Raw genomic sequence first — 14,513 nt, forward strand, 5'->3', positions numbered from 1 at the left:
CGTGTTTCCAAGGGGATTACAGTTCGAAGACGGAGGCTCTTCCCTAACCGTTGAGCCGGAGTAAGACAAATCGAGCCGGCCACAGTCCGGGGCCCAGGCTCGATGCGTCCATCAATGACGTTGGAGGCATTGCACTCGATGAGTAGCACGACGGAAGCCGCTCCGGCCAAGGAGCGAAAGCGGTCGCTGTACCGCGGTGATCCGGGAATGTGGTCCTGGGTCCTACACCGAATCACGGGCGTGTTGACGTTCTTCTTCTTGTTCGTCCACGTCTTGGACACGGCAATGGTTCGTGTCAACCCCGAAACGTACGACGCGATCATCGACACCTACAAGACGCCACTCGTGGGGTTGATGGAGCTCGGTCTCGTCGCTGCGGTGCTCTATCACGCACTCAACGGCATCCGCGTCATGCTGGTGGACTTCTGGTCCAAGGGACCGAGGTACCAGAAGTTGATGTTGTGGGTTATCGCCGCGGTATGGATCGTGGTCATGGTTCCGGGGGCAGGCAGAATCTTCTACAACATGTTCACAGCGAGCGGGCACTGATGGCAATGACACACGGACCCGAGGCCAAGTCCCTCGGCAAGATCTACGACCGTCCGGCAAGTCTGGACAACCCACGTTCCCCGCGCCGTAAGTCGAGGAGCAACTTCGAGCTCTACGCGTGGCTGTTCATGCGCTTCTCAGGGTTGGCGCTCGTCGTCCTCGTCCTGGGCCACATGTTCATCATGCTGATGCTCGACGAGGGTGTGCACCGCATCAACTTCGCATTCGTAGCGGGCCGCTGGTCGAGCCCGTTCTGGCAGTTCTGGGACCTCTCCATGCTCTGGCTTGCTCAGTTGCATGGCGGCAACGGTCTGCGGACGATCATCGCGGACTATTCACGCAAGGATTCGACGCGATTCTGGCTGACGACACTGCTCGTGCTGTCCATGATTCTCATCATGGGACTGGGTACGTACGTCATCTTCACCTTCGATCCGAACATTTCGGCGAGCTAAGGGAACTGAAGCATTCATGCAGGAATATCGTTATGACGTGCTCATCGTCGGCGCCGGTGGCGCAGGCATGCGAGCGGCCATCGAGGCCGGGCCCCGCGCCCGCACCGCAGTTCTGACCAAGCTCTACCCCACTCGTTCGCATACCGGCGCAGCTCAGGGCGGAATGTGCGCGGCGCTGGCCAATGTCGAGGAAGACAACTGGGAGTGGCACACGTTCGACACCGTCAAGGGTGGCGACTATCTCGCCGACCAGGACGCCGTGGAGATCATGGCCAAGGAAGCGATCGACGCCGTTCTCGACCTCGAGAAGATGGGCCTGCCGTTCAACCGCACGCCCGAGGGCAAGATCGACCAGCGTCGCTTCGGTGGCCACACCCGTGACCATGGCAAGGCGCCCGTTCGTCGCGCGTGTTACGCCGCCGACCGCACCGGGCACATGATCCTGCAGACGCTCTACCAGAACTGCGTCAAGCACGACGTCGAGTTCTTCAACGAGTTCTACGCGCTCGATCTGTGCCTCACCGAGACCGAAGACGGCCCGGTAGCTACCGGCATCATCGCGTACGAACTGGCGACCGGTGAGCTGCACATCTTCCACGCCAAGTCGATCATCTTCGCAACCGGCGGCTCGGGACGTATGTACAAGACGACGTCGAACGCCCACACCCTCACCGGTGACGGCATGGGCATCGTCTTCCGTAAGGGCCTCCCGCTCGAAGACATGGAGTTCCACCAGTTCCATCCGACAGGCCTTGCCGGTCTTGGGATCCTGATCTCCGAAGCCGTTCGTGGTGAGGGAGGCATCCTTCGTAACGAATCCGGCGAGCGCTTCATGGAGCGCTATGCCCCGACCATCAAGGATCTCGCCCCCCGCGACATCGTTGCGCGGTCGATGGTTCTCGAAGTTCTCGAAGGGCGTGGCGGCGGTCCCAACAAGGACTACGTCTACATCGATGTCACGCACATCCCAGAAGAAGTTCTGGACGAGAAGCTCCCCGACATCATGGAGTTCTCCCGCACCTATCTCGGTGTGGATCCGGTCAAGGAGCCCGTGCCGGTCTACCCGACGTGCCACTACGTCATGGGCGGTATCCCCACCAAGATCAACGGTGAGGTGCTGCGCAACAACGACGACATCGTGCACGGCCTGTACGCGGCCGGCGAGTGTGCATGTGTTTCGGTACACGGCGCCAACCGCCTCGGCACCAACTCGCTTCTGGACATCAACGTCTTCGGTCGTCGCGCCGGAATCGCCGCAGCGCTGCACGCCAACTCGGTCGACTTCACGCCTCTTCCCGAAGAGCCGGCGAAGATGGTCCAAGATTGGCTCGCACTCGTGTTGTCCGATCACGGTCACGAGCGTGCGGCCGATATCCGGACCGAACTGCAGCAGTCGATGGACAACAACGCCTCGGTATTCCGTACCGAGGAGCGACTCGAGACTGCACTGAAGGATGTTCGCGCCCTCAAGGAGCGTTACAACCACATCACAGTGCAGGACAAGGGAGCTCGGTACAACAGTGACCTCCTCGAGGCAGTCGAACTCGGCTTCCTGCTCGAAATGGCGGAGGTCACCGTCGTTGGTGCACTCAACCGCAAGGAGTCACGTGGCGGACACGCTCGTGAGGACTACCCGGACCGCAACGACGCGGAATACATGAAGCACACCATGGCCTACAAGCAAGGCGAAGGTCTGCTGACCGACATCCGTCTGGACTACAAGCCGGTAGTGCAGACCCGCTACGAGCCGATGGAGCGGAAGTACTGATATGAGCGCCCCCACTCTCGACAAGGCAGACCAGTCCTCGCAGCCGCCCGTTCCCAACGGCGCGGTCATGGTGACTCTCAAGATCGCCCGCTTCAATCCGGAGAGCGGCGACGGACAGCGCTGGGACAGCTTTCAGGTCCCGACGTTGCCGACCGACCGCCTGCTGAACCTGTTGATGTACGTCAAGGGTTACCTCGACGGCACGCTGACCTTCCGCCGCTCCTGCGCCCACGGTGTGTGCGGTAGTGACGCGATGCGCATCAACGGAGTCAACCGTCTCGCCTGCAAGGTGCTGATGCGCGACATGCTTCCGAAGGATTCGTCGAAGTCGCTGACCATCACGATCGAGCCCATCAAGGGTCTTCCGGTCGAGAAGGATCTGATCGTCGACATGGAGCCGTTCTTCGACGCGTTCCGTGCCGTCAAGCCGTTCTTGATGACCACGGGCAACGAGCCGACGCGTGAGCGGATCCAGTCCGCCGCCGACCGCGCTCGGTTCGACGACACCACCAAGTGCATCCTGTGCGCTTGCTGCACGACCTCGTGCCCCGTGTTCTGGAGCGACGGCAGCTACTTCGGACCCGCCGCCATCGTCAACGCGCACCGGTTCATCTTCGACAGCCGCGACGAAGGTGCATCCGAGCGTCTGGACATCCTCAACGATGTCGAAGGCGTGTGGCGTTGCCGCACCACCTTCAACTGCACCGATGCCTGCCCTCGCGGCATTCAGGTGACAAAGGCGATCCAGGAAGTCAAGCGGGCTCTGCTCTTCGCTCGCTAGTTCGTGCAACCGCGTGAAAGGCGCATTCATACGATTCGATCGTATGAATGCGCCTTTCACGCGTCAGGTGGCGTTGCACCCCGTATTACACCGATAGTCGCCTCTCGGTCACTGCACGCGATTATCGTGCGGCACCGCACCGAACGCACCCGAGATCTTCGATACGTGTTTTGGGAACACCGCGCGGACTGCACTCACGTGCCGAAGGGGGCGAGCCACAACTTCTTGACGATGCGGCTCACCTCGGGTTGCGTGACGGCCAAATTTTTCGCGATGACCCTATCGGCCTCCACTGGCGGAGCCTGTGCTGAGCAACCCGAGCAGGTCGAGGAGAGGACGGATGGGACAGGGGTTGATGTCGGTGGAGGTGCAACCGATCGTCGACGACCCAAGGCCTGCGACTGGATGCGGCACTGATCGGTGGGTCGGCGCAGATTCGCCGATCGGAGCGCATACGGTGGTTCGCGATGAGAACGATCCTCCGGGTGACCGCTGCCCTCGCCACGACCGCTGCCCTGTTCACCGCGGGCAGCCCTGCCCTCGCGCAGCCTGCCGCCGAGCCTCCGGCCGTCACGCCTCCACCGTTCACGACGCCGAACACCGACGACTGCCCGTTCGCCACGTCGCCGCCTCCGGCAATCGACCTCTCCGAGGTGCCGTCGCCAGGCGAGACGGTTCCTGCGCCGCGACCCGTCCCCGCCGACCCGGTCGGTGGCTCACAACTGAGCCGATGTGGAACCATTACCCCGGACGACGCTCCTCCGCTTCCCGCTGATATTTCCGCAACCGGGTGGGTGCTCTCGGATCTCGATTCCGGCGACGTCATCGCCGCGAAGGACCCGCACGGCCGCTATCGGCCCGCGAGCACCATCAAGATCCTGTTGGCACTGGTGGCGTTGGAAGAACTCGATCTCGACAAAGTCGTCGTCGCGACGGCAGAGGATGCCAGTGCCGAAGGTAGCGCAGTCGGCATCGGAAAAGACGGCGTCTACAGCAACTTCCAGTTGATGCAGGGTCTCGTGATGGCATCGGGCAACGACGCAGCCCACGCTCTGGCGACCCAGCTGGGTGGTGACGCCGCGGCGGTGAACAAGATGAACGCTCTCGCCGAGTCGCTGGGTGCGCTGGACACGCACACTGCAACCCCGTCCGGCCTCGACGCTCCGGGGATGTCCAGTTCTGCCTACGACCTCGCCTTGTTCTTCCGTGCCGCACTGGAAAATCCGACCTTCGCTGCGCTCATCTCGACCGAGAATGTTCAATTCCCAGGATTCCCCAAGGACCCCAGCATCCCGGATGATCAAGACCGCCCGGGCTTCATCCTGTCCAACGACAATCAGCTTCTCTACAACTACGAAGGCGCTCTCGGTGGCAAGACCGGCTATACCGACGACGCCCGGCAAACTTTCGTCGGCGGTGCACAGAAGGACGGGAGACGGTTGGCGGTGACGATCATGATGGGCGACGTCCTGCCCATCCGGCCTTGGGAGCAAGCAGCGCGCCTGCTGGACTACGGATTCGCGCTCCCCCCAGGAACGAGTGTCGGCACTCTCGTGGAGCCCGATTCGGTCGGCGACGTCACGAGCACTCGAACCACCGCCCCCGTCCCTGCGCTTGCTGCTCCCCCTGCGCACGCTGGGTCGATCACCCGTGCGTCCGCTCTGGAAGCGAGCGGGGACACGGCAGTCCGGGTCGGCATCGGTGCGATCGGGCTACTCGTGGTGATCGGGCTGATGCTGGGTGCGCGTCAACTCAACCGACGCAGGTGATGTCGGCCGTCATTTACGACGGCCGAGCAATCCCGTAAGACCTACCGCAGCGAGTGCTCCCGCACCGACGAGGGCAATGCCGCCTTTGAGTGACGGGCCGTCGTTGACCTCGACGCGGGTGGTGATGATCGCTGGGTCCGGCGGCGGTACGAATGCCATGGACATACTTTCAGTCGTGGTCGCCGAGAATGCTGTCGCGAACAACACGAACCGTGAAGTTGTGAAGACGAATACGAGTAAACCGATGATGGGACCGAACACCACGCCTGCAGGCCCACTGGTAACCGACGCCAGATAGATCACCGCAATCTGCTTGAAAATCTCGAAACCGACGGCAGCCAGCAGACCGCCCACCAAGGCACTACGAAATGGCACTGGCTCGCGTGGCAGGCGCGAGATCACCCAGGTGAAAAGGCCCCACGTCGCAACGAGCGCCAACAACACCGAAAAGACCCGTAAGAAGATTCCGACACCCGGCACACTGTCGAGCTTGAAGAACTCGAGCAGGCTCCGCATCACCGACCCGCCATTGAGCGCAGACAAGCCGAGCGAAAGGACGATAGCCAGGCCGAGACCGAAGAGCGCCGCCAGATCCTTCAATTTGGTCGAGACGAAACCGCCCTGCTCGCGCTGACTCTCCCACATCGCAGTCAGCGCGGCCCGAAGCTTCGCAACCCAACCCAGCCCCGCGTACAAAGCGCCCAAGAGACCGATGATGCCGACGCTCGCGCGCGACTCGATGGCCGACTCGATCAGCGAATTGATGGTCTCGCCCAAGCTGCCGGGAATGCTCTCGGTCACCTGAGTACTGATGCTGTTCAGCCACTCCGGATGTCCCACGAGGACGAATCCGGCCACCGCGAACGCGACCATCAGCAGCGGGAACAATGCAAGCACACTGAAGTAGGTCATTCCGGCGGCATAGTAGTCGCCGTTCTGGGCTTGGTATCGCTGCGCGGCCCTGACCGTATGGTCGAGCCACGGCCACTTGTCCCGGCGTTCCTGCAGTATCGCTGTGAAGTCGGGAACGACAATCACCCTCTCGCTGTCTCTGACCTCGTCGGTGCTCCCGAAGCTGTTACGAGCGCGGAGTCAGGAACCCCACTCGGTCGTACACCTGAGCCAATGTCCGTGAAGCTACCTCCCTGGCCCGATCCGCGCCGTCTGCGAGAATTCGGTCCAACTCGGCAATATCGGACATATACCCATCGACCCGGGCCTTAAGCGGCGTGACGAACTCGGTGAGCACTTCTGCCGTATCCGACTTCAGGTCGCCATAGCCCTTGCCCTGGTAACTCTCCACGAGGTCGTCCACGGATCGACCTCCCAACGCCGACTGAATGACCAGCAAATTGCTGACGCCGGCCTTCTTCTCCGGGTCGAATGCGATCTCGCGCTCGTTGTCGGTGACTGCCGAACGAATCTTCTTCGCCGACACAGCCGGGTCGTCGAGCATGTTGACGATGCCCGCAGGATTGGAACCGGACTTGCTCATCTTGGCCGTCGGTTCCTGCAAGTCGAAGATCTTGGCCGTGCCCTTGATGATGTGAGCATCCGGCACCACGAAGGTCTTCTTGAACCGGGTGTTGAAACGCTGTGCCAAGTCTCTCGTCAGTTCGAGGTGTTGACGCTGATCCTCCCCTACCGGAACGAGATTGGGCCGGTAGAGCAGAACGTCGGCTGCCATGAGAACCGGATACGTGAACAACCCGACAGTCGTCTGATCACGTCCCTGCTTGATGGACTTGTCCTTGAACTGAGTCATGCGGCCGGCTTCACCGAAACCGGTGATGCAATTGAGGACCCATGCGAGCTGAGCGTGCTCGGGCACCTGGCTCTGCACGAACAAGGTGGATCGTTTCGGATCGATCCCCACTGCCAACAGTTGCGCAGCAGCAATCCGAGTCCGCTGACGTAACGCCTTCGGGTCCTGCGGAACGGTGATGGCGTGCAGATCCGGAATGAAGTAAAAAGCGTCGTAATCGTCTTGGAGCGCCACCCACTGACGTACTGCCCCCAGATAGTTGCCGAGGTGGAACGAATCGGCAGTCGGCTGGATTCCGGACAGGACGCGCTGTCGCGGACCTTGCGGTGTATCGGTGGTGGCGGGGGCAGACATGGTCACGATCTTTTCATGTGGTGACAACCGAATTACGCGCAGGTTCTAGCGGTAGCGAACGGTGACCGGGGCGTGGTCGGACCAACGCTGGTCGTATGCCTCGGCGCGTTCGGTGACGGCGTCCTTGGTGCGCTCGGCCAGCGACGGCGTCGCCAACTGATAGTCGATCCGCCAACCCGCGTCGTTGTCGAAGGCCTTGCCGCGATACGACCACCAGCTGTACGGGCCCTCGACCTCAGGGTTGAGCTCGCGCACGACGTCGGTCCACGGGGACGTCGGAGCAAGAAGTGCGGCCACCCACTCGCGCTCCTCGGGCAGAAATCCGGACTTCTTCCGGTTCGTCTTCCACGCTTTGATATCGAGTTCGGTGGGCGCGATGTTCCAGTCTCCACACACGAGGACATCACGGTCCTCCGCGATCGCGGACGTGGCCGTCCTCGCGAGATATTTCGCGAAGACCGCCATGAAACGTTCCTTTTCATCCTGGCGCTCGGTGCCGACCTCACCGGACGGCAGGTACAGACTGGCCACCGTCACATCGGAGAAGTCCGCTTCGATGTAGCGGCCGGACTCCGCAAACTCCTCTGCACCAATCCCGACGCGAACGGCGTCGGGAGCGGTACGCGAGAGGATGGCCACACCGTTACGGCCTTTCATCGACGGCTCTGCCGACGCCAGATGCCAGCCGCTGTCCAATGCTGGTGCCAGCGCCTTGGTCAACTCGCCGTCGTTCGCACGGGTCTCCTGCAGGCAGATCACGTCGGCTTCGGTCGCCTCCAACCATGGCAGCATTCCTTTACGCGTGGCAGCACGGATTCCGTTGACATTGACTGTGGAGACGGTGATAGGCACGTGGGGCACCGTATCCGAGCCCTGTGACACTCGAAGTCACCGCCACCATCCCTTCACATAGCGACGGCAAGTTGCAGGAAGGCTGCTGCAGCGACGACGAGCGGTCCCCGCACAAGTTGACGAATCATGTCCACCGGAATCTGGCCGGACGGCGTCTCGAGGATCAAGCCGCCGTAATCCAGTGGCGGCCGACTCGTCGATCTGTAGAGGGCCAGCAGCGCAACCACCGGGATGACCGTCACCGCGATCACGGAAGCGTGCCAGAGAATCGGTAAGCACACCACGAAAAGGATCGAGACTGCCGCCGCCGGCGTCGCCAGGTGCGCCATCCTGATCCCGGCGTCGCTACCTCCGAACACCGCTCGAAACGTGTTCGACGCATTCATATCTCGCAACCCTCGCCCGAACCGGCCGGCGACCGTCACCGCGCACAAGAGCACCACGACGGGAATCGCCGCCGCGCTGACCGTCGCACCGGACACATACGGCAGAACGCACATGTAACCGAGCAGGCGAACCGCCCCACGATCGCGATGGACACGTCGAAAGTCTGCTTCGATCAGCGCTTTTGCGCCGTTCCAGCGAAAACGGCGTGAGGGTGCCGAGCCCATCAGTCGCCACGTCCTGGATGCCAACTCGGCGGACAGTATCGAACCGTCGATCATGGTCGTCGATGCACGCAGGGCGGTGAGCAGGTCCGATCCGGCGCTCAGGGAGACAGCGTCCAAGTGGCGCAAGCGGTATGCCCCGAGTGCTACTCCGACCCCCGATGCGACGATCGCGCCGACAGCGAGAGCGAGCGCAACGTGCGGCGAAACTCGCGGGGTCGAAAGGAACACCCCCGCACAACAGATCGCTCCGATCGAAGCAATCATTGAAATTGCCACTCGATAGAGCGTGGCGGCATGCCCGTCCTGCTGTCGAACGACACCGAATCCGACTGATCCCGCGCCGAGCGCCGCACCGAGAAGGCCACACCACCACCATGGAACCGGGGTTGTGGTGAACAGCGTCGACATTCGCACCAGAACAAGCCCGCCGATCGCACCGAATGTGGTGGACATCGCGAATCGGGGTGCCAACAGCGCTCCGCGAGAGACCGGAGACGAGTAGAGCCAATGCCTGTTCGTAGAACCGATCGCGAGTGGACCGAGTTCCGAGATTGCCTTCATCAGAGCGGCGAAGGCGATCATCGTGATACCGAACCCGACCTCGACCTCGACTTTCGCCGCACCACCAGGTAGAGCATTGGAGAAGGACATGGCTCCCGATTCGTGCCCGATCAGCCACCAGAGCAACCCGGCACCGACGAAGATCGGTAGCCCCCACACCGTCAGGTGATCACCTAGGTCGATCGGCTGACGTTCCCGGCGCCACCCGCGGACCCGGCGCCGAATCGAAGGCGCGGAAGGATACGTTCGCGCGAGTTCTATCGTGGCCACACGTCACCGTCCAGAGTTGTATCAGCAACAGAGGAAACGAGTTCGCGGTCGTGTGAGGCCATCACGACGATGCATCCCGACTGCTTCTCCCGGACGAGCGCGGCCGCGAGCCATTTCCTGCCTGCTGTGTCGAGGCGTTGCTCGGGCTCGTCCAGCACGAGCATCTTTCGCGGGCGCACGAACACCGAACCCAGTGCAAGCCGGCGCCTCTGGCCACTGGACAAGGTGCCGGGCAGCTGATCGGCGGCGCGTCCGAGCCCCACTCCCTCCAGAACCTCCGTCGCGATCTCGTACGAGTTCGGTGCGCCGTGGGCGGCCGCGACGAGCTGAAGATGCTCGCTCACCGTCAGGTGTGGAAACGTGCCAGGGTCGTCGAGAACGGACGCGACCCGAGATCGAAAAACCGGTGAGGACTCGTCGACCTCCGTCGCGAAGAGCGAAATCGTGCCTTCGTCGAGCCTGTCTGCTCCTGATATGCATCGCAGCAGGGTCGTCTTCCCCGAACCGTTGGACCCGACGATCGCGCACGCGCAACCTTCGTCGACTCTGAAATTGATGCCGCCGAACACGGTCAGCGAACCGAAACGCCTGGTGGCGTTGGTAATGACAAGCATATGAATTCTCCCGTGGATTCCTCGCAAGTGCACAAAAGCTAAGGAGTGGGAGAACTCGACGACTCAGAGTGCCCCCACCACGGAACCGGGTGCTCGCGGCATAGGCCGACCTGGCTCGTCGGGCCGATACTGTCTACGGAAGGACCCGCGAAGTCGACGTTGCTCGTGGTCGGGGCCGTGATCGGTCCGTGGAAGCAGAAGAATGAGACCGCGCCGACCCGAGATGACCACGACTGTGACGACGACGGCTGCGAGCACGAGTCCGAATGCGGCAGCGAACACCGAATCTTGGAACGTGGCAAGTACCACGAGTAGAACGAGGTAGGTCGCAACGAGGTGGAGGAACTTCACTCGGCTCCCCTTCCTCGTTCAGTCGTGAAGCAGTGATGCATCGCAGAAGCGAGTCTCGACCATACTTGCTCAACGGCGTCTCCGGAAGCCCAACTGTCAGCTCGTGAAACTACACTCGAACACATGCACAGGATCTTCACCTCGAGCTTCGCGTCCGTGTATCCGCTGTATGTGAAGAAGTTGGAACGCAAGGGCCGCAACAAAGCCGAACTCGATGAGGTGATCGAGTGGCTCACCGGATTCGACGAAGCCGCATTGAACGCGCATCTGGCCGCCGAAACGACGTTCGAGGACTTCTTCGCCGACGCGGAGATGAACCCTGATACGTCGCTGATCACCGGCAAGGTGTGCGGGGTGCGCGTCGAAGAAGTCGAAGATCCATTGATGCAGAAGATCCGTTTCCTCGACAAGTTGGTCGACGAGTTGGCCAAGGGCCGTGCGATGGAGAAGGTCCTACGGGCATAGCTCGACGCTTCGGGATGTCACCGAACTGCATGGCTTGCGCACTGTCGTCGCGGCTGTTCGGTCAGTATGCGACGGGCTTGGGCGTCGGCCAGATTCCATTCGTTCCAACTCGACTCCGCTGCGACAGCTCTGCCGATCGCGCAACTGCGATACGGCTCTTCGAGTCGGTCGAGTTCTTCGGTGGCGTCGGCGGACAGACGTGAAAGATATGTCGTGTCGATCTTTCCTGTCTGCTCGAAGCGATCCACGTTCTGCCGAGCAATGTAGGCGTCGGGGTTGATCACTGCCAACGCGAGGACGGTCAGAACTGCACTTCCCACAACCGCGCGGGGTAGCCATCGGCCGGACATCGACACTCCGGTGGCCATCAGGAGGACGAACACCGATCCGAGCCACAATTCCACCGCGGTGACGAACACCCTCAATGTCGTATATCCGTATTGCTGTTCGTACAGAGACATACGATGAAGTGCCGATCCGACGATCACGAGCGACAGTGCGCAGAGCACGCCCAGCAGCAGACGCAGTGCGAGGCGGTCGGATCCGGACACGCGGGACGCCTTTCGGATCGTGACCGCGAGCACCAGCAAAGTCAGGACCGTCACCGCGAGAAGCTGCCAGAACCCCTGGCGTGCATATTCGGCGTTGGTCAATCCGTCGGTCGTCCTGACGTGTGCTTGGCCACCGAACAGGGTTCGAAGTTGAACGAAGACGAACATCGCGAACAGAACGATCAACGTTCCCAGCGGAACAGTCCACTCCCACAGCCGGAGTGACCCCGCGCTCGGCCGGGCCAGAGCATCGAATCGGGGCGGATTTGCTACGACGTACGACACCGCGAGTGTCCCCGCGGCAACCAGCGCGAAGAGGAGAATCCGGGCGAATCCACTGTCGACTCGCACCGTCGGTGTCGCGCTCGACAGGACTTCGGCAAACTGCGGGTCGGCTCCGGCGAAAAGACCTGCGAAGACGAGGAACAGCACTGCCGTCGTGGCTGCGACGCGAAATACTCGACCAGGTGCAAGTCCCCCCATGTCGATTCTGCGCGATCCGCGGGTGCACCAACGCACTACGCGGGCCGGTACCAGCGCGGGAATGAGTGCACCGAGAGCGACACCTGTCCACGTCCACGAGCGGGAGAGCACCACCCCGGCGACGAGAACGGCCATTACGACGGCGAGCGTCACGAGCCACTCCGCAGCACGGAATGCGGCGATCGAACTCAGGGCAACGACTCCCACAGCACCGACCATCTGCCACCGCGTCGGTGCACCCTTCGATGCACGTAATGCCGCAAAGATGATCGCCACGGCAGTGATGGGGTAGCCGATCCCGCGATCACCGAGAACTACCGCACCGATGCACCCGACGACCAGCGCACCGATCAAGACGTTGCGCGGCGCTGCCGCGTAACGGCGCGGCGGCCAGACTCGACGCGGCCACAGGGACCAGTTCTGCTTTCTCACAACGGTTTCGGGTTTGTCTACGACGATCACGAAAAGACCTCTTTCTGTTGCGGGCATGACAGAGCTCCACGGCACTGTCAAGCCGCGGTGGTGGTGAGCTGAATTTCGCTTCAGTTACAAGGAATGGATACCCGGATGTGACATCCAGGACTACGATCGAGCACTTCGATTGTGCCGCCGTGCAATTCGGTCGCCCAGCGGGCGATCGTCAGACCCAGCCCGGTGCCACCATCGGTGGAACCGCCGCGAGTGAACCGGTCGAACACCCTCGAGCGCTCTTCGGGTGCGATACCCGGGCCGTCGTCGACCACGTCGAACAGAAGATCGCCACCGACCTGCCGAACCGAGAGTGCAACGTCTGCTCCGGACGACGCGTGCCGAACGGCATTGTCCACCAAGTTGTTCACGACCTGGGTCAGTCGAGCTTTGTCGGCAACGATCGACAGGGTCGGCGGCACCACGTCGAGATGCACACGGGGTTGCCCCTTAGTCGTGTCCGACAGGAAGTCGTACACGAGAAAGAGTTCCTCGTGGAGGGTGAGTACGCCTGCTTCCAACCTCGACAGATCGAGTAGCTCGGTCACGAGGTCACCGAGCTTTTCCGTCTGCCGCAGCGCAACGGACAAGGTTGCCGGGTCGGGTTCACTGACTCCGTCGACCAGGTTCTCCAGTACCGCTCGCAACGCTGAGATAGGGGTCTTCAGCTCGTGCGAGACGTTACCGATCAGCTCTCGCCGATACTTCTCGGCTGCTTCGAGATCTGTCGACATCGTGTTGAAGGCTGCAGCGAGCTGCCCGATCTCGTCTCGAGAGGTAGCACGTACCCGTCTCGAATAGTCTCCTCGCGCCATCGCCCCCGCAGCCACGGTCATTTCTCGCAACGGCGAGGTCATCCCGTGTGCCACAACCTGTGTCGCCACCAACGAGATGACAAGTGCGGCCAGTAACGCATAACGAAACTGCCACCCGGCCCCGAACCAGAACGTGATGCTTGCCGCTGCCAGCACCAACCCCACGATCAAGGACACCTTCAACTTGAACGAACCCAGCGGATCGAGCGGGCGCGGCAACCTACGCGTCATCGACACGAAGGCGTCGGTCACGGAGGTCATCGTGGCACCTCCAGCGCGTACCCGACGCCGTGCACAGTTCTGATGAGGTCGCCACCGAGCTTGCGTCGCAAGGCCTTCACGTGACTGTCGACGGTACGGCTACTCGCCGAGTCCTCCCATCCCCACAACGCCGCCAGCAGCGTGTCACGGCCGACGGCGGTCCGGGGGCGAGAGGCAAGGTACGTCAGAATATCGAATTCGGTTCGTGTCAGATGAATTTCGCCGTCGGCGCCCGACACTCGGCGTGCATCGTGATCGATCCGAATGGCACCGATCCGCGTGGGAGCAGATTCATCGACCATCACGCGTTCCGAACGCCGGACGAGCGCATGAACGCGGGCAACCAGCTCGCGCATGCTGAAGGGCTTCGACAAGTAGTCGTCCGCACCGACACCCAAGCCGACCAACATGTCTGTCTCGTCGGACTTCGCGGTGAGCATCAGGACCGGCACCGAACGCTGTGCCTGAATTCGCCGACACACCTCGAGCCCGTCGAAGCCCGGCAGCATCACATCGAGCACCACCACATCGGGCCGAGTTCTCCCGCACACCTCTACTGCGGTGGGACCGTCAGCGGCCGTCACGACGTCGAAGCCCTCACCACGCAGGCGCGCGGCAAGAGCGTCGGAGATAGTCGGTTCGTCGTCGACGACCAGGACTGTGCGGTTCATGTCCCTGACCCTAGAGGTCGGCCATGGAGGGGAACGACGGGAAATGTGGAGGTTCGGTGAAGATCGCACCGCACAGTCACAACCCGCCCGGCGGGGTCT

15 protein-coding genes are annotated in these 14,513 nt (G+C 62.0%); 6 read left to right on the forward strand and 9 right to left on the reverse strand.

The features are described 5' to 3' along the window. The first annotated feature begins 138 nt into the window (after positions 1-138). The 5 genes from sdhC to ABIB36_RS12155 all read left to right on the forward strand — a co-directional run bounded on the left by sdhC (position 139) and on the right by ABIB36_RS12155 (position 5,322). A complete protein-coding gene (sdhC, locus tag ABIB36_RS12135; protein WP_084349064.1) occupies positions 139-549 on the forward strand; it encodes a succinate dehydrogenase, cytochrome b556 subunit in 411 nt (136 codons plus the stop codon). Next, positions 549-1,004 carry a succinate dehydrogenase hydrophobic membrane anchor subunit gene (locus ABIB36_RS12140; RefSeq protein ID WP_084349041.1) on the forward strand — a complete coding sequence of 152 codons (456 nt, stop codon included), beginning with the start codon at positions 549-551 and terminating at the stop codon, positions 1,002-1,004. Before sdhC ends, ABIB36_RS12140 begins: the two co-directional genes overlap by 1 nt. A gap of 16 nt (positions 1,005-1,020) precedes the next feature. Beyond that, on the forward strand, positions 1,021-2,772 hold the full coding sequence (sdhA, locus tag ABIB36_RS12145; protein WP_084349040.1) for a succinate dehydrogenase flavoprotein subunit: 1,752 nt from the start codon (positions 1,021-1,023) through the stop codon (positions 2,770-2,772). Position 2,773: 1 nt separating this feature from the next. After that, positions 2,774-3,553 carry a succinate dehydrogenase iron-sulfur subunit gene (locus tag ABIB36_RS12150; RefSeq protein ID WP_084349039.1) on the forward strand — a complete coding sequence of 260 codons (780 nt, stop codon included), beginning with the start codon at positions 2,774-2,776 and terminating at the stop codon, positions 3,551-3,553. A gap of 467 nt (positions 3,554-4,020) precedes the next feature. Next, the gene (locus ABIB36_RS12155) at positions 4,021-5,322 is read left to right on the forward strand and encodes a D-alanyl-D-alanine carboxypeptidase family protein (RefSeq protein ID WP_354559336.1); all 1,302 of its coding nucleotides are present in this window, start codon (positions 4,021-4,023) and stop codon (positions 5,320-5,322) included. 9 nt (positions 5,323-5,331) lie between these two features. On the opposite strand, the gene yhjD is transcribed toward ABIB36_RS12155, so the two are convergent. From yhjD to ABIB36_RS12185, 6 genes are all read right to left on the reverse strand, one after another. Continuing rightward, positions 5,332-6,360, reverse strand: coding sequence for an inner membrane protein YhjD (gene yhjD / locus ABIB36_RS12160; RefSeq protein ID WP_084349037.1), 1,029 nt, complete (start codon positions 6,358-6,360; stop codon positions 5,332-5,334). Positions 6,361-6,400: 40 nt separating this feature from the next. Next, on the reverse strand, positions 6,401-7,441 hold the full coding sequence (trpS, locus tag ABIB36_RS12165) for a tryptophan--tRNA ligase (RefSeq protein WP_354559335.1): 1,041 nt from the start codon (positions 7,439-7,441) through the stop codon (positions 6,401-6,403). A 45-nt stretch (positions 7,442-7,486) separates the two neighbouring features. Next, the gene (locus ABIB36_RS12170; RefSeq protein ID WP_373270570.1) at positions 7,487-8,233 is read right to left on the reverse strand and encodes an exodeoxyribonuclease III; all 747 of its coding nucleotides are present in this window, start codon (positions 8,231-8,233) and stop codon (positions 7,487-7,489) included. A 113-nt stretch (positions 8,234-8,346) separates the two neighbouring features. Beyond that, positions 8,347-9,735, reverse strand: a complete 1,389-nt coding sequence (locus ABIB36_RS12175) for a DUF6297 family protein (RefSeq protein ID WP_143542257.1) — start codon at positions 9,733-9,735, stop codon at positions 8,347-8,349. Continuing rightward, complete coding sequence (locus tag ABIB36_RS12180; protein WP_084349034.1) at positions 9,723-10,349, reverse strand: ABC transporter ATP-binding protein; 627 nt, start codon at positions 10,347-10,349, stop codon at positions 9,723-9,725. Before ABIB36_RS12180 ends, ABIB36_RS12175 begins: the two co-directional genes overlap by 13 nt. Positions 10,350-10,412: 63 nt before the next feature. Continuing rightward, on the reverse strand, positions 10,413-10,700 hold the full coding sequence (locus ABIB36_RS12185) for a DUF6412 domain-containing protein (RefSeq protein WP_084349033.1): 288 nt from the start codon (positions 10,698-10,700) through the stop codon (positions 10,413-10,415). Positions 10,701-10,823: 123 nt separating this feature from the next. Between ABIB36_RS12185 and ABIB36_RS12190 the strand changes: the two genes are divergently transcribed. Then, positions 10,824-11,165 carry a DUF2200 domain-containing protein gene (locus tag ABIB36_RS12190; RefSeq protein ID WP_084349032.1) on the forward strand — a complete coding sequence of 114 codons (342 nt, stop codon included), beginning with the start codon at positions 10,824-10,826 and terminating at the stop codon, positions 11,163-11,165. Positions 11,166-11,182: 17 nt separating this feature from the next. Here ABIB36_RS12190 and ABIB36_RS12195 read toward each other — a convergent pair whose 3' ends face one another. Genes ABIB36_RS12195 through ABIB36_RS12205 form a run of 3 tightly spaced genes read right to left on the reverse strand, consistent with a single transcriptional unit; the run spans position 11,183 to position 14,414 of the window. After that, entirely contained in the window at positions 11,183-12,688 is a 1,506-nt protein-coding gene (locus ABIB36_RS12195) for a DUF4153 domain-containing protein (protein ID WP_084349031.1), read from the reverse strand. A gap of 53 nt (positions 12,689-12,741) precedes the next feature. Next, complete coding sequence (locus ABIB36_RS12200) at positions 12,742-13,743, reverse strand: HAMP domain-containing sensor histidine kinase (RefSeq protein ID WP_256895969.1); 1,002 nt, start codon at positions 13,741-13,743, stop codon at positions 12,742-12,744. After that, on the reverse strand, positions 13,740-14,414 hold the full coding sequence (locus ABIB36_RS12205) for a response regulator transcription factor (RefSeq protein ID WP_084349030.1): 675 nt from the start codon (positions 14,412-14,414) through the stop codon (positions 13,740-13,742). Before ABIB36_RS12205 ends, ABIB36_RS12200 begins: the two co-directional genes overlap by 4 nt. Positions 14,415-14,513: the final 99 nt, after the last annotated feature.

This window comes from Rhodococcus sp. UYP9 (assembly GCF_040547235.1).
Lineage (GTDB): Bacteria > Actinomycetota > Actinomycetes > Mycobacteriales > Mycobacteriaceae > Rhodococcoides.